The sequence below is a fragment of the Bacillus sp. FSL P2-0099 genome (assembly GCF_038007445.1).
GTDB classification, from domain to species: Bacteria; Bacillota; Bacilli; order Bacillales; family Bacillaceae_G; genus Bacillus_A; species Bacillus_A mycoides.
In genome coordinates this window covers 1,508,377-1,530,810 of sequence record NZ_JBBOXE010000001.1, presented here as the reverse complement: position 1 = coordinate 1,530,810, position 22,434 = coordinate 1,508,377, and the positions used below count along the sequence as shown (strand labels likewise).

The 22,434-nt window shown below is 36.4% G+C and carries 23 protein-coding genes; 3 read left to right on the top strand and 20 right to left on the bottom strand.

Annotated features, from left to right (window positions below; genetic code table 11):
- Window positions 1-5: 5 nt before the first annotated feature.
- Window positions 6-1,031, bottom strand: coding sequence for a DUF2515 domain-containing protein (locus MKY90_RS07900; protein WP_341090971.1), 1,026 nt, complete (start codon window positions 1,029-1,031; stop codon window positions 6-8).
- A 103-nt stretch (window positions 1,032-1,134) separates the two neighbouring features.
- Between MKY90_RS07900 and recU the strand changes: the two genes are divergently transcribed.
- Window positions 1,135-1,737, top strand: a complete 603-nt coding sequence (gene recU / locus MKY90_RS07895) for a Holliday junction resolvase RecU (protein WP_341090968.1) — start codon at window positions 1,135-1,137, stop codon at window positions 1,735-1,737.
- Between the two features lie 66 nt (window positions 1,738-1,803).
- Window positions 1,804-4,536: a PBP1A family penicillin-binding protein gene (locus MKY90_RS07890; protein WP_098168524.1), complete on the top strand. Its 2,733-nt coding sequence runs from the start codon at window positions 1,804-1,806 to the stop codon at window positions 4,534-4,536.
- A gap of 27 nt (window positions 4,537-4,563) precedes the next feature.
- Here the strand turns inward: MKY90_RS07890 and MKY90_RS07885 are convergent, their stop codons facing one another.
- From MKY90_RS07885 to MKY90_RS07805, 17 genes are all read right to left on the bottom strand, one after another.
- The gene (locus MKY90_RS07885) at window positions 4,564-5,082 is read right to left on the bottom strand and encodes a YpoC family protein (protein WP_002189007.1); all 519 of its coding nucleotides are present in this window, start codon (window positions 5,080-5,082) and stop codon (window positions 4,564-4,566) included.
- Window positions 5,083-5,085: 3 nt separating this feature from the next.
- The gene (nth, locus tag MKY90_RS07880) at window positions 5,086-5,733 is read right to left on the bottom strand and encodes an endonuclease III (protein WP_341090965.1); all 648 of its coding nucleotides are present in this window, start codon (window positions 5,731-5,733) and stop codon (window positions 5,086-5,088) included.
- Between the two features lie 15 nt (window positions 5,734-5,748).
- Window positions 5,749-6,456 carry a DNA replication protein DnaD gene (gene dnaD / locus MKY90_RS07875; protein ID WP_012260639.1) on the bottom strand — a complete coding sequence of 236 codons (708 nt, stop codon included), beginning with the start codon at window positions 6,454-6,456 and terminating at the stop codon, window positions 5,749-5,751.
- Window positions 6,457-6,577: 121 nt separating this feature from the next.
- Window positions 6,578-7,765, bottom strand: a complete 1,188-nt coding sequence (gene aspB / locus MKY90_RS07870) for an aspartate transaminase AspB (protein WP_341090963.1) — start codon at window positions 7,763-7,765, stop codon at window positions 6,578-6,580.
- A gap of 18 nt (window positions 7,766-7,783) precedes the next feature.
- Entirely contained in the window at window positions 7,784-8,287 is a 504-nt protein-coding gene (locus tag MKY90_RS07865) for a cell wall elongation regulator TseB-like domain-containing protein (protein ID WP_002086588.1), read from the bottom strand.
- Between the two features lie 7 nt (window positions 8,288-8,294).
- Entirely contained in the window at window positions 8,295-8,465 is a 171-nt protein-coding gene (locus tag MKY90_RS07860) for a YpmA family protein (protein WP_002166065.1), read from the bottom strand.
- Between the two features lie 250 nt (window positions 8,466-8,715).
- Window positions 8,716-11,520, bottom strand: coding sequence for an ATP-dependent DNA helicase DinG (gene dinG / locus MKY90_RS07855; RefSeq protein WP_341090961.1), 2,805 nt, complete (start codon window positions 11,518-11,520; stop codon window positions 8,716-8,718).
- A 130-nt stretch (window positions 11,521-11,650) separates the two neighbouring features.
- On the bottom strand, window positions 11,651-12,034 hold the full coding sequence (gene panD / locus MKY90_RS07850) for an aspartate 1-decarboxylase (RefSeq protein WP_078204384.1): 384 nt from the start codon (window positions 12,032-12,034) through the stop codon (window positions 11,651-11,653).
- A 12-nt stretch (window positions 12,035-12,046) separates the two neighbouring features.
- The gene (gene panC, locus MKY90_RS07845) at window positions 12,047-12,895 is read right to left on the bottom strand and encodes a pantoate--beta-alanine ligase (RefSeq protein ID WP_078204383.1); all 849 of its coding nucleotides are present in this window, start codon (window positions 12,893-12,895) and stop codon (window positions 12,047-12,049) included.
- Window positions 12,895-13,731 (bottom strand): 3-methyl-2-oxobutanoate hydroxymethyltransferase, encoded by an 837-nt coding sequence (gene panB, locus MKY90_RS07840; protein ID WP_078204382.1) that lies wholly within the window; start codon window positions 13,729-13,731, stop codon window positions 12,895-12,897. Before panB ends, panC begins: the two co-directional genes overlap by 1 nt.
- A 352-nt stretch (window positions 13,732-14,083) precedes the next feature.
- Entirely contained in the window at window positions 14,084-15,064 is a 981-nt protein-coding gene (locus tag MKY90_RS07835) for a biotin--[acetyl-CoA-carboxylase] ligase (RefSeq protein ID WP_078204381.1), read from the bottom strand.
- Window positions 15,049-16,242 (bottom strand): CCA tRNA nucleotidyltransferase, encoded by a 1,194-nt coding sequence (locus MKY90_RS07830; protein ID WP_341090956.1) that lies wholly within the window; start codon window positions 16,240-16,242, stop codon window positions 15,049-15,051. The genes MKY90_RS07835 and MKY90_RS07830 overlap by 16 nt, the downstream gene beginning before the upstream one ends.
- On the bottom strand, window positions 16,229-17,374 hold the full coding sequence (bshA, locus tag MKY90_RS07825) for an N-acetyl-alpha-D-glucosaminyl L-malate synthase BshA (protein WP_341090954.1): 1,146 nt from the start codon (window positions 17,372-17,374) through the stop codon (window positions 16,229-16,231). The genes MKY90_RS07830 and bshA overlap by 14 nt, the downstream gene beginning before the upstream one ends.
- Window positions 17,371-18,075: a bacillithiol biosynthesis deacetylase BshB1 gene (bshB1, locus tag MKY90_RS07820; RefSeq protein WP_098168527.1), complete on the bottom strand. Its 705-nt coding sequence runs from the start codon at window positions 18,073-18,075 to the stop codon at window positions 17,371-17,373. Before bshB1 ends, bshA begins: the two co-directional genes overlap by 4 nt.
- Window positions 18,076-18,086: 11 nt before the next feature.
- Complete coding sequence (gene mgsA, locus MKY90_RS07815) at window positions 18,087-18,482, bottom strand: methylglyoxal synthase (RefSeq protein ID WP_000684753.1); 396 nt, start codon at window positions 18,480-18,482, stop codon at window positions 18,087-18,089.
- Between the two features lie 14 nt (window positions 18,483-18,496).
- Complete coding sequence (dapB, locus tag MKY90_RS07810; protein ID WP_341090951.1) at window positions 18,497-19,297, bottom strand: dihydrodipicolinate reductase; 801 nt, start codon at window positions 19,295-19,297, stop codon at window positions 18,497-18,499.
- Window positions 19,294-19,638, bottom strand: coding sequence for a nucleotide pyrophosphohydrolase (locus MKY90_RS07805; protein WP_002011846.1), 345 nt, complete (start codon window positions 19,636-19,638; stop codon window positions 19,294-19,296). The genes dapB and MKY90_RS07805 overlap by 4 nt, the downstream gene beginning before the upstream one ends.
- 391 nt (window positions 19,639-20,029) lie before the next feature.
- On the opposite strand from MKY90_RS07805, the gene MKY90_RS07800 reads away from it, so the two are divergent.
- On the top strand, window positions 20,030-20,911 hold the full coding sequence (locus MKY90_RS07800; RefSeq protein WP_002011845.1) for a YitT family protein: 882 nt from the start codon (window positions 20,030-20,032) through the stop codon (window positions 20,909-20,911).
- A 28-nt stretch (window positions 20,912-20,939) separates the two neighbouring features.
- Here MKY90_RS07800 and MKY90_RS07795 read toward each other — a convergent pair whose 3' ends face one another.
- Window positions 20,940-21,590, bottom strand: coding sequence for a uracil-DNA glycosylase (locus tag MKY90_RS07795; RefSeq protein WP_002188995.1), 651 nt, complete (start codon window positions 21,588-21,590; stop codon window positions 20,940-20,942).
- Window positions 21,591-21,724: 134 nt separating this feature from the next.
- Window positions 21,725-22,405 carry a zinc metallopeptidase gene (locus MKY90_RS07790; RefSeq protein ID WP_002086606.1) on the bottom strand — a complete coding sequence of 227 codons (681 nt, stop codon included), beginning with the start codon at window positions 22,403-22,405 and terminating at the stop codon, window positions 21,725-21,727.
- Window positions 22,406-22,434 lie beyond the last annotated feature (29 nt).

Sequence of the window (22,434 nt, the reverse complement as noted above, 5' to 3'; positions counted from 1 at the left end):
CTTTATTATATCATGAACTCATCTATTCTTTTAACAAAACTACTTAATATAGAAAGAGTATGTATTTGCTCCCTCTTCTTTCTATACCATTCTGTTATATTAATTTCCCCCTTAGGTTTTTCAAGTAAAAATAATGAATCTATTTCCAACCCTTCACTAAACCAATCTTTTTCAATTAATTTTTCATGAGTGACAATAGAATACACATCCCGAAGAGCCGGCGTACATGATTTTCTAATTCCCCTTATATTACATTCATAATCCATCCTTGATCCTGTATGCCTAGTTTGCACTGCAAATTTATAAAAAGAAGCCTTATACTTTGAATGAAATAATAACCAAGCTAATTGTTTCCCCAGTTCTATACGTTTTTGCAACGTTTCAAATTGATAAACTGAAAATCCATACATTCCCCCTTCCACCATTGGAAAAATAACTGCACTAACGTGAAATATTTCTTGAAATTTGAATAGTGCAGTATCAAATACATGTTTTTGAAAGTATGCATTCTCAATTACTGGTTTTTGAATTTTATTTTGTTCATTAATAATAAGTGCCGTCATAAGCCTATTTATATCTTTTTTCTCCCAAAACGCGACCCATTCTTTTTCCATAAAAATTGATATGTTGAAAAATTGTAACAAATGAAAGAGCGGCGCACATCTCTTTTTACTTTCCTCATACAGTAATAGTTGAGGAAATGCATCTAAAAAAATGAGCCAATTGGCTTTCTCATACAAATGAAATAATCGTCTCTTAACTGTTTGAGATAAAAGATTAGAATAATATTCTCCTTCTAAATCTGTCATGTTCCATCCCCCATTCCTTGAAACCATGCTTGCTAAAAAAGACCATCTAATTTCTCTATTTCTCAAATAATATTCTTGGTAAGATTGTGTACGTGAAATATTATCTACGTTAGCTACATCCGTGCTCTCCTTAATAGTAAGAACTATAGCTTTTTCCTCTTCTGTACAAAAAATATCATTACGGGTCTGTTTAATTTTTTCGTAATCATTCCATCGAAACATGAGTAAGTCACCATACCTTTCTTGAAAAAGGTCACATCTTTTTTCATTTTTTGATATAATCACCTTTGTAAGTAAATCTTATCAAGTTGGGAGTGGACAAAATATGACCATTCGTTACCCAAATGGAAAAAGGTACGATCAAGCTTCACAACCTCATAAAACACCAATAAAAAAACATACTTACAGTAATAGAGGTATGTCCCTTGAAGAGGAATTGAATGACACCAATCAATATTACTTAACCCATAATATTGCATGTGTACATAAAAAACCTACACCTCTTCAAATTGTAAAAGTAGATTACCCCGCTCGAAGTGCTGCAGTGGTAAAAGAAGCGTATTTTAAACAACCTTCTACAACAGATTACAACGGTGTATATAAAGGGAAATACATCGATTTTGAAGCGAAAGAAACAAAAAATAAAACCAGCTTTCCACTTCAAAACTTCCACCTTCATCAAATTGAACATATGAAGCAAGTAATCGCCCATGATGGAATTGCATTTGTTATTATTAAATTTACACTTTTTGATGAATTTTATTTACTAGATGCAAAACATATTATTACATTTTGGAATCGTCAAAATACTGGTGGACGGAAATCGATTACGAAAGAAGAAATCGAAGAGCATGGATCTTTATTATCATGCGGTTATCACCCTCGGATTGATTATATCCGTGTACTAGACACGGTTTATTTTTCGTGATAGAGTCATCACTAAGGCTCTTTTTTCGACTTTTGGGGGAGAGAATGAAAGGTAGGAGAAAGTATAATGTCAGATAATTATCGTTCTCGTACAGAACGAAATCATGTAAAAAATCAAACGAAAGAAACAAATAATAAAGAAGAAAAACCAAAGAAAAAAGGTTCCTTTTTCAAGAGATTTCTTATAGGTTGTCTACTTCTTGGTATCGTCGGTCTCGTAGCTGGCGTTTCGGCCTTCTTTGTTATGGTAAAGGACGCTCCAAAACTAGACAAATCAAAGCTAGTCAATCCTTTATCAACAAAATTCCTTGATAAAAACGGGAATTTCTTCTATGAATACGGTGCTGAAAAACGAACCCATGTTACATACGATCAAATTCCAAAAGTAATTGAAAGTGCATTCCTTGCGACTGAGGATGCTCGTTTCTACGATCATAATGGAATTGATTTTAGACGTACTGGAATGGCAGTCATGGAAAATGTCACTGGTGGTTTTGGATCACAAGGTGGTAGTACGATTACACAGCAAGTAGTTAAAAACTATTTTCTAACGATGGACAAAACTGCAAAAAGAAAAGTGCAGGAATGGTACTTATCTTATAAGTTAGAGCAACAGTACTCAAAACATGAAATTTTAGAAATGTACTTAAATAAGATTAACTTAGGTAATCGCTCTTATGGTATTTCCACAGCTGCCAAAAAATATTACGGCAAAGATTTAAAAGACATACAACTACACGAAGCTGCAATGCTCGCTGGTTTACCCCAAGGTCCTAACATTTATGATCCAACAAAACCAGATAACGTTGATAGAGCAACGAAACGTCGTAATATCGTATTAACATTAATGAACCGACACGGGTATATAACGAAACAAGAAATGAATGATGCGATGCAAATCCCTGTAATACAAGGACTTCTTCCATCTTCAGAAGTGACTGAAATGAAGTATCAAGCATTTATAGATGCTGTTGTAAAGGAAGTTGAAAAAGAATACCCTGATGTAAATATCGGTTCAGATGGTTTAACGATTCATACAACACTTGATCAAGATGCTCAAGATTACGCTGAGAAAATTATGGATGGCAATCTCATTAAGTATCCAAACGATCAGTTCCAAGGATCATTTGTATTTATGGATACACAGTCTGGAGAAGTTCGAGCAATTGGTGCTGGGCGTAAAGAAAGTAAGTCTACTTTCAAAGGTCATAATATGGCAGTTGATTTAAAACGCCAAGTTGGTTCAACAATGAAACCAATTTTCGACTATGGTCCAGCAATTGAGAATCTTCAATGGTCTACTTATCATCAATTAAATGACTCTGATTACACTTACTCTAATGGCACAAAGATTAAAAATGCTACAGGTAATTTTAAAGGTGACGTTTCACTTCGTGAAGCATTGAAGAAGTCATTAAACATCCCGGCTTTAAAAACAGCTCAAGCAGTCGGTATTCCTAAGTCACAAGAGTTTGCTGAAGGTTTAGGAATGACGTTTAAAGATGGGAAAGCATATGAATCTACTGCAATCGGTAGTAATGAAGGCTCTCCGTTAGATGTCGCTGGAGCTTATGCAGCATTTGGAAATGACGGTGTATACAATAAACCTCATTTCGTTAAAGAAGTTATTTTCCCAGATGGGAAAAAGAAAAGCTTTAAATCGAAAGAACAACGCGCAATGCATGACTATACAGCTTACATGGTCACTGACGTTCTTCGTGACGTAGTAAAACCTGGTTCTGGCGGTACAGGTCCAACAGCATATGTTTCAGGTTTAGACGTAGCAGGTAAAACCGGAACACAAAACTTTGATAAATCAGTTATAAAAAAATATGGTATCCCAGATGACGCAAACAGAGACAGCTGGTTCGCTGGATATACACCACAATATACAATGGCTGTATGGACTGGTTATGAAAAAGATAGTCCAGAAAATTACATTAGCGATCGTTATACTAAAATTGCACAACAAATGTTCCAAGTAATGATGAGCAAATTCGCTACAGATAAATCTCGTTTCGAACGCCCTTCTTCTGTACAAGAAATAAACGGAGAGTTATACGTAAAAGGTGCGAAGAAAGATGCAATTAAACAAATTAAAGTAGATCCTCCTAGTGGTCTTAATGTCGCTTTCGATGGCGCTAGCACAGTGACACTGAACTGGTCTGGACCATCATCAAATGTTGATGCATACGCAGCAAGCTATAAAGCTACTGACGGTTCTAGTGGTAGCTTATCAGTAAGCGGTACGACAGCTACTCTTGGTGGTATTAAACCAGGTGTTACTTACAGTTTCTCTGTAGTAGCGAAAAAGGGTACTGGAACAAGCCCTGCAGTTGGTGCATCCTTCACTGCGCCTGGCGGAACTCCAGATGCGAAAAAAGCTGACGAAGAAGCTAAGAAAAAAGCTGACGAAGAAGCCCTGAAAAAGACCAATGAAGATAAACTAAAACAAGAAGAAGCTAAGAAAAAAGCTGATGAAGATCAGCGTAAACAGCAAGAACAGCAACAGCAACAAGAACAACAACGTAAACAACAAGAACAACAGCAGCAACAAGAACAACAACGTAAACAGCAAGAAGAAGCTCAAAAGAAAGCCGCTGACGAAGAGGCTAAGAAGAAAGCTGACGAAGAAGCTAAGAGAAAAGCCGACGAAGAAGCTAAGAGAAAAGCCGACGAAGAAGCTAAGAGAAAAGCTGACGAAGAAGCTAGAAAAAAAGCTGAAGAGCAGCAACAGCAACAAAATACCGGGGAAGATACACCTCACGCGGACGGAAATGTTGTTACAACAGAGTCTTAATAAACCAAAAAAAGAAGTCGGTTTCTCTTAATGAGAAACCGACTTCTTTTTTGTTATCATTTTCTTTACATATAGCTTTTCTATTTCGATATACAACTGGACTAATTGAATATACGAATGGTAATTACTCGGTTTCTTTATAATAAATGAATATCGCTCCATAAAATTAACAGGTTGTACTTCCAATTTATTCGTATTTACTTGCATCTCATTCAAACTATGAACAGGCTGCTCATTTAACCAATATATAACCGATAGAAAGTGCGCTGCAAAAAGAATCATCGGACCCTCAGCTTCTTGTTTTTTTCTGTTCCGAAATAGTATAGCAATTTCTTCATGCTTGCTTTTCCATATATTTAACACCGCTGGAATACTTGTTTCAATTTCATTCCATGGCTCATATTTTCTTTCAATGTCAAATATAAAGTAAGTATTTTGTATTATCTCTTCAAAAGATTGGTCTGTGTGATACGTAATCGAATTTGCACTCTCTTTAAAAAATGGTACGCACCGAAACTCTTTCGGTATTTCTATAACTCGCTCCATCCTTTATTTCCCCTTTATTCGTTTCTTTCCTTCGCGACATATTTCTAGTAATCGACACTCTTCACATTGTGGTCGCTGCGCCTTACAGTAATAACGTCCGAAGAAAATCATACGGTGGTGTGTAACTCCCCACTCATCCATTGGAATTTTCTTCATCAATGTCTTTTCCACTTCTAACACAGAATCTTTCCATCTACAAATTGCTAACCGTTTACTCACTCTCTCTACATGCGTATCAACAGCAATCGCTGGAATCCCAAACGCTACCGAAACAACTACATTCGCTGTCTTTCTCCCTACTCCTGGTAATTTCGTCAGCTCATCACGGTCTTCTGGAACTTTCCCGTTATAATCATCTAGTAACATCCGGCACAATTTTTGAATATTTTTCGCCTTATTTCTAAACAATCCAATGGAACGTATATCTTGTTGTAATTCTTCTAAAGACACACTTAAATAATCTTCTGGTGTTTTATATTTTTGAAATAAGTTTTTCGTCACTTTATTCACAAGTACATCTGTGCATTGTGCAGATAATGCCACTGCGATTACAAGTTCAAATGGATTATCATGAATTAATTCACAATGCGCTTCTGGATACATATCCGCCATTGTATCTAAACAATAACGAATTTGCGTTTTGTTCAACATATCTTTCCTCCTACACTACTGCTCCAACCAATTATAAAAAGGCACTTTCCCAGTAAATTTCGTCTCTTGTTTTGTCGTTTGTTGTGCGCGTTGTTGATTCGCTCTAAATTTCTGGCCTTGATTTTGCGCTTGATCTACCGTTTTAATTCCGTTCTTTTTCCACTCAAACAAAATACGATCAATATACCGGAAATTAAGTTTACCACTCATAACAGCTTCACGAAGAGCCGCTTGAATTAAATTCGGATGGTGTTGATCTTGATCTTCCCACATCCCTAATGTTTCACATTCAAATGGCGAAAGTGGTCTTCCGAATTCTTTTTCAAATACTGTATATAAATTTACTTGAATTTGCTTTTGTTCTTTTTGCTCTTCCTCTATAGATTCATTCATTAAAAAGTGCAATATTTTTTCCCACAGTGGTTGTAAAGAATAACTTTCACACATCATCGCTTCAGATCTTCGTCCACCTTCTAGTGCTAAAAAACCTTTTTGGATTAAAGTCTGAATCACTTCCATGCATTTCATTTCTGTTATCGTCATCCGTTCTGAAATCTCTGAAGGAGTCGGGAACGAATTACCTGATTCTAAAAATGTGTGTACATGAAGTACTACCATAAATTCCGTCTCATTTAAACCTAGCTTTTTATAATGCATCATAAGCAATTTAGGAATCGCTATGCTTCCCTGTTCAAACCATTGTAACATCATTTTCTTTTTCATCACCAAACACCTCGTTCTCTAGTATAACACACCTTTAGCCATTTCTTTTTGCCACAATTCGTCAAAAAAACCTCCCTATATATAGGGAGGTTTTTTGCCATTTACTACAAGAAACAGACGATTAAGCCTGTACTTTACTTTTCATGAACGTATGAATTCGTTCTAATGCTTTCTCAACTTGCTCAAGAGATGTCGCATACGATAATCGAACGTTATTTGGTGCACCAAATCCTGTACCTGGAACAAGAGCCACCTTTTCTTCTTCTAATAATGCTTTTGCCCACTCATCAACTGTATCATACCCAGCTAACGCTACGGCTTCTTTTACATTTGGGAATAAGTAAAAAGCACCTTGTGGCTTAATGCAAGTGAAACCAGGAATTTGAATTAATTTATCATAAATAATGTTCAATCTTTCTTCAAACGCTTGACGCATTGTTTCTACAGGTTCTTGTGAGCCTGCATACGCAGCAATTGCACCGTATTGAGCAATTGAAGTAGGGTTTGACGTACTATGACTCGCTAAGTTCGTCATCGCTTTAATAAGCTGCTTATTTCCTGCTGCATATCCAATACGCCAACCTGTCATAGAATGTGATTTAGATACACCATTAATAATAAGTGTTTGTTCTTTTAATACATTAGAAAGCTGGGCAATTGAAGTATATTCCGCGTCACCATAAATTAATTTTTCATAAATCTCATCTGAAACGATTAAGATATCATGCTCTAAACATACTTCTCCAAGCTGTTGTAATTCTTCTTTGCTGTAAATCATCCCTGTTGGATTGCTCGGTGAATTAATAATAACAGCTTTCGTTTTCTCTGTAATTGCCTCACGCAGCTGCTTTGCTGTAATTTTGTACTCATTGCCTTCTAGACCTTCTACATAAACTGGCTTACCACCAGCAAGCTTTACTTGCTCAGGATAACTTACCCAATAAGGAGTTGGGATGATAACTTCATCTCCTTCATCAAGTAACACTTGGAATAATGTATATAATGCATGCTTGGCACCATTACATACAATAATTTCAGATGGATCATACGCAATTCCTTGATCACGAGTAAACTTCTTCACAATTTCTTGTTTTAACGCTTGTAATCCACCTGTTGGTGTATATTTCGTATGTCCTTCTAACATCGCTTTATGCGCAGCATCCATAATATGTTCTGGCGTATTAAAGTCAGGCTCTCCTGCTCCTAATCCAATTACATCATGACCTTCTGCTTTTAATGCTTGTGCCTTTGCTGTAATTTCTAAAGTTGCAGATGGTGTTAAAGCAGCTACTCGCTTTGCTAATTTCATTTGTAGTTCCCCCTACATCTATTTTTCAATGCTGTAGTGTCCAGCATAAACCCCATTTTGAAACTCTAAATAGTAATACGTATAACGATCTTCTTGATCAATATATGTAATTTCCCACAATGGAATATCGTTTTGAGCACCTAATTTTACTTTTATAATTTCTTTTGGTTTCGGCTTCGGCTCAGCACCTTCTCCTGTAGCTTGTTCAGCCAATTTTTGCAAAGCTTCTTTTTTAGAAATACCTTCGCTCTTTTTCTTCACAAGGACATTTCCTTTTTTATCAGGCACCCAAACGATAAGTTGTTCTCCTTTTTCATCTGTACCTTGTACGACTGTATATGAAGATTTTCCGTTATAATAATCAACGGTATTTACCTTTGTAAGCTTTGCCTTTTCTTTCGCAATTTCTACAGACTTTGACTCTTTTGGAATTTTCTTTTCCATCGCTTTATTATAAACATATGCCCCATATATTCCGCTAGCAACGATAACGATAATGATTGTAAAGATCCACTTTTTCATTGTATCACTACGTTCTGTAAATCGTAAATACAGCTATTTCTTTATCTTTTTCGTCTAATGCTAATCCGAACATGAGGTCCTGCTCTTTTAACGTACGATTCAAACCATCAACAATTTTATACAAGTCAGACGAATATTTAATACGCGTCGTTGATAGGACTTCGATTTTCTTATCCATGAAAAAACTCCTCCGTTACACAAAAATTTCTAATTATAGAAGAACGCAATGCGGTTACAATAAGAGTACATTCTTTACAACCCCTGCTTCATCACCCATCTATTATAGCAGGACATGTACAGCAAAAAAAGGTTTCAAATCGAAAAGCAATATATTTTGTATACAAGAAGTAAGAAAAATAAAATTCCTCCTACCCACATTTTTTACGCCTGAAGTTTAAATGTACTTCAGGCGTATTTTTCTTCCAATTTTATTCATTTGACGATTCTTCTAACTGTACTAACAATTCTTCTAACGGTCCTTCATAGAGCGGTACAGTTGGGATTGATTGTAAAAATCGTTTTCCATAGGAAGAACTTGTCAAACGACGATCTAATACAAATACAGTTCCCGTATCTGTATTTGTTCTAATCAGGCGACCAAACCCTTGTTTGAAACGCAAGATTGCTTGCGGGAGCGCCAACTTATCGAATACGTCTTCTCCTTGATTTTTTAACCACTCTCCTTTTGCTTCCATCATCGGCTGATGAGGAGGGGTAAAAGGCAGACGGACAATGACAAGACAGCTTAGGGCATCTCCAGGTATATCTATCCCTTCCCAAAAACTACTTGTTCCTAACAAAATCGATTTGTCGAACTCCTGGAATTTGCGGATTAGACGACTTCGGCTCTTATTATTCACACTTTGCGTTAATAATAAATATCCTTCTAATGTCTCATCATTTTTCAAATTCATATACGCTTCTTTCAACATTTCATACGAAGTGAATAAAACGAGCATTCTACCTTTTGTAGATTTCGCTATTTTCGCAATATGTGCCGATATAGACTCAATATATTCTTCATTACTTGCTTTCTTAATAAAAGGTACATCCGTTGAAACCATTAATTTCATTTGCTCTTCAAAACGGAATGGTGATGGAACCTTTAATGTATTGGGAGCGAAATCATGTAAACCTAGCTCCTCTTTTATATAGTCGAATGAATCATTAACTGTTAACGTTGCTGATGTGAAAATAACACTCTTTTTCTGGGTTAAAAATTCATCAGCAAATCTTTCACCAATATGAACAGGCTGCGCATATAGAACTGTTGAATGAATCGTTCCCTTCGTTTCAGTCTCCATCCATGTCACGTATGAATTTTTTTCTAAAATGAGTAATTGTAAAGATTGTGCCATCTTTCTCAACAACTCAATTAAATGCATAAATTCACCTGTAACGACATGCATCTCCCATTCTAATTTACTTTGCAATATTTCAGCTTGCTTCTCAAGTGTAGTCAATAACTTTCTTACATCATACACAAATCGATTTGTTAACTCGGTAATGCTATCCCATAACTTACCTTTCTCTACTTCCGTGTTATATCGATAAATGAGTGGCATATTGCTCATCCCTTGTTCCTGCTTTGTTTGTTTAAATACGAAAGTCCGTAACATTTGAAATAGTTCATCCGCATCAAATTTCAATTCCTTCAAACTATGACTCACCATACGGAAAGTTGAACGCGATGCTTGCTCTGATTTTTTCATCATTTTATATACTTTAGAAAGTACATCATCTGTTTCTAGCGTACCAAGACGAGATAAAGCTAATTGAAAATACATGCATGAGAACTGTTCACCTAATGTTCTACTCGCCGCTTCCTCGATATGATGAGCTTCATCAAAAATAATATGTTCACATGAAGCAAATAGTGGTTCTTCACTTGAAAAATCTTGAAATAATAACGCATGATTTGTAATAACGATATCTGCAAATAGTGCTTTATTCTTTGCTCTTTGATAAAAACAACGACTATACCAGTTGCTTTGCATCCCGCCTGGACTATGTACATCACTACAAATACGGTTCCAAAGTAACTTGCCGCCCTCAGGAATATTCAATTCATCACGATCGCCAGTTTCCGTTTGCAATAACCACACTAAAATTTTTGCCTTTGTGAGCGCCATATCATAATTTTTCTCTTCCTCTTGCAAAGCATATTCAAATTTGTGTAGACAAAGGTAATGCTTTCTTCCTTTCAGAAGAGCTACTTCAAATGAAAATGGCATTATTTTCTTTAATAAAGGAATTTCTTTTTCTAGTATTTGTTGTTGCAATTGTACAGTTTGTGTACTTATAATGACAGGCTCTTCTTTTTTCTTTGCGAAATAAATACTTGGAAGTAAATATGCAAGCGTCTTCCCCGTACCTGTTCCTGCTTCAATCAGTGAAAACCTAGAATCTCTTAGCGCTGTATATATTTCCTTCATCATAATTTGTTGGCTTTCTCTTTTTTCAAACTTTGGCATATTCAATTCAAGTTTATCGATTGTCTTATGTAAGAAAGCATCAAATTTAGATGAATATGTTTCACTGAGGCTTAAAGAATAATTCCGCTTTCGAAGCGCAATATTTCGATACACCTCACACTCCTCTGCCTCTTCTTTACCATGCATCATTTTCTTTAAAATATTTTCAGAAAGTACATCAGCTATATCACTTTGGAAAACATCACTTAATTCATAAAGCGATTGTAATGTGACAAGTGGTAACTTTTCAATTTCACTTAAAAATTGTAAAAACAACTCCGCTGTTGCAAGAGCATCACTATCCGCACGATGTGGTTGATCGTGCTCTAGCTCATGCTGCTTAGCTAAATCACGTAATTTATAACTATCAGCTGTCGGCAAAAGAATTTGCGCCAATTCAACTGTATCAATTTTAGGACAATGTACTTCTGTATATCCAGCTTGCCTTAATTCTTCATTTAAAAAATTCCAATCAAAGTGAACGTTATGTGCAACAAAAGCCGCACCTTGTAATAGCTCAACAATCATCGGGGCTACATCTCGAAATAACGGGGCTTGTTTTACAAGATCTTCATCAATCCCAGTTAATTCTGTAATAAATAGGGGAATCTCTCTCTTCGGATTAATAAAAGATGAAAAAATCTCTAATATCTCTCCATCTTCCACTACAACAGCTGCAATTTGGGTGATTTTATCCTTCCCATCCTTCCAGGAGTTCCCTGTCGTCTCTAAATCAACAACGACATAACGCTTACTCATATATGTAACACCTCAATTTCTTACCTATCAAACACAAAAATTATATAATGTTACTATACCACGTTTTACCTCATCTTAATGAAAAGATGCACAAAAAAGCTACCTCCTTAATTAGAGATAGCCTTCCTACTTATAATATCGTGCCAGCTTTTTCAGCACCTAGCATTTCAATAATTTGATTATCATCATCTAATACTGCAATTTTCGGCTCTTGTTTATGAATATTTTCTTCTGCCACTAAACCATAGCAAATAATAATAACTTTATCACCTGGTTGTACAAGCCTTGCAGCTGCACCATTTAAACAAACAATACCGCTACCGCGCTCTCCTTTAATAACATATGTCTCTAAGCGAGCTCCGTTGTTGTTATTTACAATTTGTACTTTTTCATTTTCTACAATATTTACCGCATCCATTAAATTTTCATCAATTGTAATACTACCTACATAATTTAAATTTGCTTCTGTTACAGTTGCGCGATGTAACTTCGCTCTCATCATTGTGCGAAACATAGATGCTCCCCCTTATTTCCCCATTAATGTTATATTGTCAATTAATCGTACATTTTCAAACTTAACTGCAATCGCTAAAATGATTCTTCCTTCAATTTCACCCATTACTTTTAATGAAGGATATGCATATAAATCAGCATAATCTACAGTGCCTTTCGTATACTTCTCAATATGCTCTTTCACAAGATTCATAATGATTTCTGGATTACGTTCGCCTGCCTCAATTCGTTCTTTCGCTATACATAGACTGCGGTATAAATGAGGAGCCTCTTCACGTTCTTCTTGTAATAAATACACATTACGAGAACTTTTCGCTAATCCATCTTCTTCTCTTACAATATCAACTGGTACGATCGTAACTGGAATATTAAAATCCGTTACGAATCCTTCAATTACAGCTACTTGCTGTGCATCTTTCATACCGAAATAAGCACGCGTTGGTAATGTAATATTAAATAGTTTCATTAGTACAGTCGCAACACCAGCGAAATGACCAGGTCTTTGTTTGCCACATAATACGTCGGTACGCTTCACAACTTCTACTGTTGTCGTTTGTTCTGCTGGATACATCTCTTCTACACTCGGATAAAATAAATAATCAACACCATTTTCTTTTGCTACATTTTCATCTCTATCAATATCACGTGGGTATCGATCTAAATCTTCATTTGGCCCAAATTGTAGTGGATTTACAAATACACTTAAAACTACAATTTCATTTTCTTCCCTTGCCTTACGTAGTAAAGTAGCATGCCCTTCGTGTAAATACCCCATCGTTGGAACAAAACCGATACTTTTTCCACTTGTACGAAGTTCGTTTGTAATTTGCTGCATCTCTTGCACTGTAGTTATGATTTTCATTATTGTTTTCCTCCGTATAACGCTAAGCATTCTTCCTCTTTCATTGTGAATGAATGTTTTTCTTCAGGAAATTGCCCTGTCTTTACTTCAGTAACGTATTGCGAAATCCCTCGCACAATCTCCTCTTGAACAGACGTATATTGCTTCACAAATTTCGGAACACGATTTACGCCGTACGAGATAAGATCATGGTATACAAGAACTTGCCCATCTACTTTTTTTCCTGCTCCAATTCCGATTGTAGGAATTGTTAACTGCTCTGAAATAAGTTCTGCTAATTGCATTGGCACACACTCTAACACAAGTGCTATTGCACCAGCTTCCTCACATTTCTTTGCATCTTCTATTAATTTTTTTGCACTTTCAGCATCTTTCCCTTGTACTTTATACCCACCTAGCACTCCTACAGATTGAGGAGTTAAACCTAAATGCGCCACAACGGGAACTCCCGCATTCGTTAAGTAATGAATAGTTGATATAACTTCTCCAGCACCTTCTACCTTTAATGCATGTGCCCCGCTCTCTTGAACAATGCGACGTGCATTAACCATCGTATCTTGCAATGAGACATGATAAGACATAAATGGCATATCAGTTACAATAAACGTCTCTTTCGCTCCGCGGCGTACAGCTTTCGTATGATGAATCATATCCTCTACTGTTACTGGAACTGTTGAATCATACCCAAGTACAACCATTCCTAGAGAATCACCCACTAAAATCATATCGACTTTAGCTTCTTCTGCTAATTTAGCAGATGGATAGTCATACGCCGTTAGCATTGTAATCGGCTCACCTTGCTCTTTCATTTTCAAAAAATCTGTTTTTGTTTTCAAAAACTACTCCTCCTTTATGCAGGAGAGAGGAGATGGCCGAAATCATATAAAAAACCCCTCTGGCCATAAAAGGGCAGAAGGGTTGTGTGTTAGTCGGCATTATTCATCCCTCTGTCCCAGTCCGTTATTGGATCAAGGCAGAATCCAAATTATTATTTTTTCATACTGCGTAAAATAATGGTGCAGTTCGCTTTGATACTGCCCATATTCGAACTAATTATAGCAAACTCTGAAAAGGAATTGCTACATTTTTTCGAAAAAATAATTTTTTATCCCTATTACGGTATGTGAAATTTATTAGTATCTATTAGTATCTAAATGACAAAAAGAAGCTCCAAAATAGGAACTTCTTTTACTTAATTTCTATATCAGCAGAATGAATGTGGTGCACTTGTCCTTGATGATCCTCAAGTAACAATACACCATCCTCCGTAATTCCTTTTGCTAGCCCATTAATAGTTTCCTTCATCGTTCGAGCTGTAATTTCTTTTCCGATACTTACTGCGTAACTTTCCCAAAGAATTTTAATAACAGAGAAGCCATTTTTTAAATACTCTTCATACAATTTCTCTAGTTGCAAGAAAATTTGTTGCATAAGTTCCGCACGAACAATTGGCTTACCCGATTCAATTGCTAATGAAGTTGCAATTTGCTGAATTGCCTCATCAAAATGTTCTTGTTTCTGATTTGCATTAATGCCAATTCCCATAATAACAGCATTAATTTTATCTGGATCAGCTTGCATCTCCGTTAATATACCGACAGCTTTTTTACCTTGAATTAAAATATCATTCGGCCACTTAATCCCTACGTTTACACCGGTACATTTTTCAATTGCTTGCGCTACGCTAACAGCTGCTAATAAAGTAAGCTGTGGTGCATGATGAACTGGAATCGAGGGACGCAAAATAATACTCATCCAAATTCCTGTTCCTTTTGGGGAATACCATTTTCTACTTAAACGTCCTCTACCTGCTGTTTGTTCTTCAGCAACGACAATTGTTCCCTCTTCTGCGCCTTCATAAGCAAGTCTCGCTGCAATATGCTGAGTAGACTCAACCGATTCTTCAAAATAAACCGTTCTACCGATACGCTCTGTTTGTAATCCTAATTGAATCTCATTCGCAGTTACTTTATCTGGTTTACTAGCAATTCGGTACCCTAAGCGGCGTACAGCTTCTAGTTCATACCCTTCATTACGAAGGTCCTCCATATGCTTCCATACAGCGGTTCTCGAACAACCAAGTTTGTCACTAAGTATTTGACCAGATACAAATGCACCATCTGCTTCAGAAAAAACTTGTAATAACTGCTTTCTTATAGTAGATTGCATCTTTGTAGCCACTCCCTTATATCCTCTTTCTTATTAACTAAATCTCCTTGTACGATTGCTTCTTCAATATTTTGAAGCATTTCGGCAACCCACGGACCTGGCTTTTTATCTGTCCAGCTTAATAAATCATTACCAGTCACATTCATTTCTTGACGATTTTCTATCGGCAATGCATGAAATAATGATTGTACTTGCTTAACAGACGCACTATTATAACTTTCTATTATCGCTTCATATACTCTTTCCGCCATCTCAGCGATGCGAATCCCAGTTTTATAAAGAAGGATTGTATCCCACTCCTTCTCCTTTCTAGAACGAATTGCTAATAAAACCGCTACGATATCTTTAATCTTTTTATTCGAGAACTTCCATTGACGCAGAAAGACAGATGGATGCTCTTCTCCGATACAATATAGGAAAAATGCCCACGCCTCAACGTCTGTTTCGAAAGAATCCCATTTATACTGCGTAGCTTTCAAGAGTCTTTCTTCTGACATTTGCAAATATGGCAGATGAGAAAATAGCTTAGTTTCTACTAACTCTTGAAGACCATTCACACAATATGTACCGGTCAACAATTTTTCAAATTCAACTGTAATTCTTTCAATCGCTATATGTTCGAGCAAATGCCCATACGTTTCAATTGCTTGTTTCGTCTTTATTTCCAAAGAGAAACCTAACGTACTTACGAACCGAATACCACGCATCATTCGCAGTGCATCTTCTTGAAAACGGTCTGCAGCATCTCCAACCGTTGTAATTTCCTTCAGACGAATCGCTTCTTTCCCAGCAAATAAATCAACCATTTCGCCTTCCTCTGTCATTGCAATTGCATTCATCGTGAAATCACGTCGTTTTAAATCCTCTTCTAATGAACGGACAAATTGAACACTACTAGGTCTTCGAAAATCTTCATATTCGCTTTCTGTTCGAAAAGTAGTTACCTCATACGGTTCACCATTTTCTACAACAATTACAGTTCCATGCTCAAGACCAACCGGAACATGTCTTGGGAAAATAGCCATTACTTCTTCTGGTAAAGCAGATGTTGCGATATCGATATCTCCAATCGGTCTATCGATAATAAGATCGCGTACACTTCCACCAACGAAGTAAGCCTCATGTCCGTGCTCTTTTAACATCTCAATAATTGAACTAGCTTTTTTAAATCTTTCCATTCTTGTCATCCCTTAGTATGTCATAATAAATCGCCTCATACTGTGAAACGATTTTTTCCGAACGAAACTGCTCATTTACAGATTTCATCGCTCGCTCTCCCATATTACGGTGAAGTTCTTCATTTTCTAGTAGCTGAATTGCTTGCTTAGCTATTCCGTCTGTATCTCCAACTTCACATATATATCCTGTTTCACCATGTTGAATGACCTCTGGAATGCCCCCAACCCTCGTTCCGATACTAGGCACACCACACGCCATCGCTTCTAATATAACAAGACCAAAACTTTCCTTTTCTGATAAAAGTAGCATTAAATCACTCATCGCAAGAAGCTCTGCAACATTATCTTGCTTTCCTAGGAATAAGACACGTTCCTCAATATGTAAACTTTTCACCAATTGTAAAATAGTACAGAACTCTGGTCCATCACCAACAAGAAGCAATTTCGCATCTACTTCCTTTACAATTTTAGCAAATGCCTGCACAACATCCTGTACACGCTTAACCTTTCGGAAATTTGAAATATGAATCAACACTTTTTCATTTTCTCGTATACCATATTCTTTTTTTAATTGAGACATATCACGTTTGAAATAAACACGTTCATCTACAAAATTATATACCGTCTCAATTTCTTTATCTGGTTTTACAAGTTCATTTGTTTCTTCAATTAACGAATGTGACACAGCTGTAACAACATCAGATTGTTCAATACCAAAGCGAATTAAATTATTTAACGAAGGGTCGGAACCTAACACAGTAATATCCGTTCCATGTAAGGTCGTAACAATTTTAATACGCTCCCCAATCATTTGTTTTGCTAAATATGCACAAATAGCATGCGGGATTGCATAATGCACATGTAAAATATCAAGGTTTTCTCTTTGAGCAACCTCTGCCATTTTACTCGCTAATGCTAAATCGTAAGGTGGATATTGAAAAACAGAATATTGATTTACTGTTACTTCGTGAAAATAAATGTTCGGGTACACTTTATTCAACCGAAATGGTACACCCGATGTAATAAAATGAATTTCATGCCCGCGTTCCGCCAATTGCTTTCCTAACTCTGTCCCAACAACCCCAGAACCACCTACAGAAGGATAACATGTAATACCTATTTTCAATTTCATTTACATCCCCCTATTAAATCAGCATGTAATAAAACCGGTTTCTTACTCATAAATCCTTCGGCATACAGCACTCCAACTTCTTTCCCAAACATCTTCTCCCGAGCGATTACAGTTTCAACGTATCCTTCGGTTAATGGCGTCTTAACACCATCACTCCCTGTTGAAAACTGACTTTCATACGCTTCTAACGCTTCCACCTTTTTAGAAAGGTATTCACTAATATCTATACAAAAATTCGGTTTATGAAAACCATTAATCATATAATTATAAAAAGACTCTACACGGTGCGGCGGAAGTTCAGGCATATATTTACGAATTCCCGCTGAAAAGATAGCTTCTTCCACAAGTTTCGCGCAATTAGCATGGTCTGGATGACGATCTTCGTAATATGGTGCGAAAATTAGTGTTGGTTTATATGTACGAATAATCTTTACAATTTCACGTATATATTCTTCTTTCATATACAAACCACGGTCTGGCATTGCTAAATTAATTCTCGTTTTTACTCCCATAATACGAGCTGCAGCCTTTGCTTCTTCTTTTCTTAGTTCTACCGTTCCATTTGAAGAAAAATCAGCTTCTGTTAAATCGCAAATGCCTACTTCATATCCTTGCTTCGTATACTTTGCAATGGTACCTGCCATGCCGATTTCAACATCATCGGCATGAGCACCAAACGCTAATATATGTAATCCACTCATAATTGTTCCCCTCATTTTCTTAACTTTCGGTAATCTAAATCTCCCCGCTCTAATGCATGCATTAGCATTTCAGCACTTGCCATATTTGTTGCTAATGGGATGGCGTATACATCACATAAACGAAGTAACGCATTAACATCTGGTTCATGCGGCTGGGCTGTTAGTGGATCCCGGAAAAAAATCACCATATCCATCTCATTTTTTGCAATCATTGCACCAATTTCTTGATCGCCACCAAGAGGACCGGATTGATATCTTGTTACAACTAAACCAGTTGCCTCCATAATACGAAGTCCTGTCGTTCCTGTTGCAAAAAGTTCATGTTTTTCAAAAATTGGTTTATATGCGTATGCGAACGAAACCATATCATCTTTCTTTTTGTCATGTGCGATTAAGGCAATTTTCATCCGTTGTCTCCCCTTTAGTCGATAATATTTTCTAAACCGTACACAAGATGATCAAGGTTCATTACTGTTTCAATTGATAGTTTTACACCTGACATAAATGATGCACGGTTGAATGAATCATGACGAACTGTTAACATTTGTCCATCTCCGCCGAACATTACTTCTTGGTGTGCAATAAGCCCTGGTAGACGTACGCTATGAATGTGAATACCGTCTACATTTGCACCACGTGCCCCTTCTAATTGTTCCGTTTCATTAGGGTGCCCTTGCTCTTTTGGTACACGATTTTGACGGATTAATTCTACTGTTTTTACAGCTGTACCAGATGGTGCGTCTAATTTTTGATTATGGTGTAATTCAATTACTTCAACATCTTGGAAGTACTTCGCTGCCATTTGAGAGAACTTCATCATAAGAACTGCACCAATCGCAAAATTTGGAGCGATAATTGTTCCTACTTCTTTTTCTTTTGCATTTTCTGTTAATTGCTTTAGTTCTTCTTCAGTAAATCCAGTTGTACCAATAACTGATCTAAGTCCACGTTCAACTGCAAGTGTCACATGTTTCTTTCCAATTTCTGGTGTTGTTAAATCTAACAATACATCTGCTTCTACTTCATCTAAACAAGTATGTAAATCCGCGTAAATAGGTGCATCTAGCGCTGGCATTCCCGGTAAATCAGAAATTTTTTCTCCGCCATGCTTATAATCAATTGCTGCTACTAAATTGAAATGCGCTGTTCTTTCCATAAGAAGGACTGCTTCATATCCCATGCGTCCTCGTGGTCCAGCGATAATTACTTTAATTTCTTTCATGCGTCTTTCTCTCCCTCATCAATACGTGTCCAACGATCTTTATCACGTGTATTAAATTTATTCATTACAATGTTATGCGCTGTTTCTAAATCAATATTTAAACTATTTGCCATACAAATCATAACAAATAAAACATCTCCAAGCTCTTCCTCAACACTTCGTTCTTTCTCAGTCGTTTTCTTTGGTTTCTCACCATAATAATGATTAACCTCTCTTGCAAGCTCTCCCATTTCTTCAGTTAAACGAGCCATCATTGCAAGCGGACTAAAATAACCTTCTTTAAATTGACCGATATATGCATCTACTTCTTTCTGCATATCTTTCATCGTTTTTGCTTCCATACTAGTCACCTCTTATTCCTTCCTCTTTCATGTTAGCCAATTCATCGCGATTTGACAAATATTATTCCCTCATATCACTATTTACGACTCTTTTTAGGATAGACTATAATAAAGTGAAACTTCTTTTGCGTGATTTTTACAAAAGATCAGCCTGAACCAATCGGGTCCCTGCGGCTGGTTCGACCTTTTCTTCTTCGCTTTTCCCTCTACCAGCCGTTGGGACGGGATAAAGTGAAACTTTCTTTTGCATTTTTTCCGCACAATATCAGGCTGAACTAATTAAGCTCTTATACCATTCTCTATTTTTACTATCAACTAGAAATAACTTATTATTATGTTCTATCGTTTAAGAGGAACAATGCAATCATTACATAATTAGGGGGATTTCTAAATGACATCAAATTTGAAGATTCGAAATATCATTTTTATTTTAATCGGTTCCGCTATTTTTTCTTTCGGTATTGTGAATATCAATATTGAAAATCATCTTGCAGAGGGTGGATTTACCGGCATTACGCTATTATTATATTTTAAATTTTCACTTGATCCTTCCTATACAAACTTAATTTTAAACGTCCCTCTATTTTTCATTGGCTGGAAATTACTCGGCCGAACAACATTTTTATACACATTAATCGGTACATTTAGCGTCTCTTTATTCCTTTGGGTGTTTCAGCGCTACGAGGTTCTCAACTTACATTTAAACTTGCAAAATGATATGACACTGGCTGCTTTATTCGCTGGGGCATTTATCGGCATAGGACTTGGAATTATATTCAAATACGGCGGGACTACTGGCGGTGTTGATATTATCGCAAGGCTAGCTCACAAATATGTTGGCTGGAGTATGGGAAAAACGATGTTTATGTTTGATGCGGTCGTTATCATTATCTCTATTCTTACATATTTATCATATCGCGAGGGCATGTATACGTTAGTTGCTGTTTTTATCGGGGCCAAGGTTATTGATTTCATGCAAGAAGGTGCTTATGCAGCAAAAGGAGCAACTATTATTTCTGATAAAAACGATGAAATTGCTTCAAAAATTTTATCAGAAATGGAGCGCGGAGCAACCTTTTTAAAAGCAGTTGGATCCTATACAAAAATAGAACGTAATGTACTATATTGTGTTGTTGCTAAAAATGAAATCGTAAAATTAAAAAATATCATTATTTCAGTAGATCCACATGCCTTTGTCGCTGTAAGTGATGTACACGATGTTGTTGGTGAAGGATTTACATTAGATGAAAATAAAAAACCGTTACATAATTAAATTCAGCTAGAAAAGCTCTGTAGCTTTTCTAGTTTTTTATTATAAATCTTTTAAGTTTCTCCAAATCCTCATAAATAAGCTCCAACAAACTCCGATTATAGAAAATAGAAGCTGGATGAAAGGTCGGAAAAATATGATATTCTTTTTCTGACCAAATAAATTCTGTACTGCTGCTATCTTTCAATCGCTGCACAGGTTGCTTTAACAATTCTCCATGAACATCCGTAATTTTATTATTTTTACCAACTAAACGCTGTAATGCAATATTACCAAGTGTGACAATAACCGGCTGCTGTATAAATTCCAGTTCATAATCTAGCAAAGGTGCATGGGCAAGTATCTCACCTTGATTCGGTGTTCTATTGTACTTCTTCTGTATTATTTCGCCATTTCGTTCCCTTTTCTCTCTCCATTTATAAGGTCTACTCCGGACCGCACTCGTAATATATACTTCTTCCCTTGTAACGTGAATACGTTCTAAAAATTCCATTAAATGTTTTCCCGCTCTCCCACTAAATGGAATCCCATTATGAATTTCTGTTTCACCAGGTGCTTCTCCAACAAGCATTAATTTCGGGTTTTTAGGGCCCTGTCCACTTAAAAAACCTTCTAATTGGTATATAGCACTACGCTCCTTCACTTGTTTAACTAAATGATATGGATATTCTATGTCCGTCACCTTCTTTCATCATTCCATACTTATCTTTATTTTAACTAGTTCTATACCCCATATTCTCTCTATTATTTCCATTTGTAACATATTATAAGATTCAATCCACAAAACAAAAAAAAGACTATCAAAATTGATAGTCTTTAATCGTCGCTACGCTGCATACCAGTATAAATTAATACGAGACGTAATAATTCAAATACTGCTACAGCAGCTGCTGCTACATATGTTAATGCTGCCGCATTTAATACTTTACGAGCTTGACCGTACTCATCTGTTGATACGATACCAAGTGCTTCAATTTGTTGCATTGCGCGTTTTGATGCATCAAACTCAACTGGTAATGTAACAAGTTGGAAAATAACACCTGCTGCCATTAAAATAATTCCTAGTAACAACAAACCAGACATTTGTGCAAATACACCAATTAGGACAAAAACCCATGACATGTTTGAACCAAAATTAGCAACTGGCACTAACGAATGGCGTACACGCATAAAGTTATAATCTTTCGCATCTTGAATTGCGTGTCCTACTTCATGTGCTGCTACAGCTGTACCAGCAACTGAATGACCATAATAGTTATCTGTCGATAATCTAACCGTCTTTACACGCGGGTCATAATGATCTGACAAATGACCTGGCGTTTCTTCTACGGCTACATTGTACAATCCATTTTCATCTAAAATTTTCCGAGCCACTTCCGCTCCTGTCATACCTGATGTTGAATAAACTTGTGAATACTTGCTATAGGCACTACGTACTTTTGACTGTGCATACAACGGTATGATCAAAATGATCGCGAAGTAAATTAAATAAAACATCATAAACCTCCATTGAAGTTTTAATTATA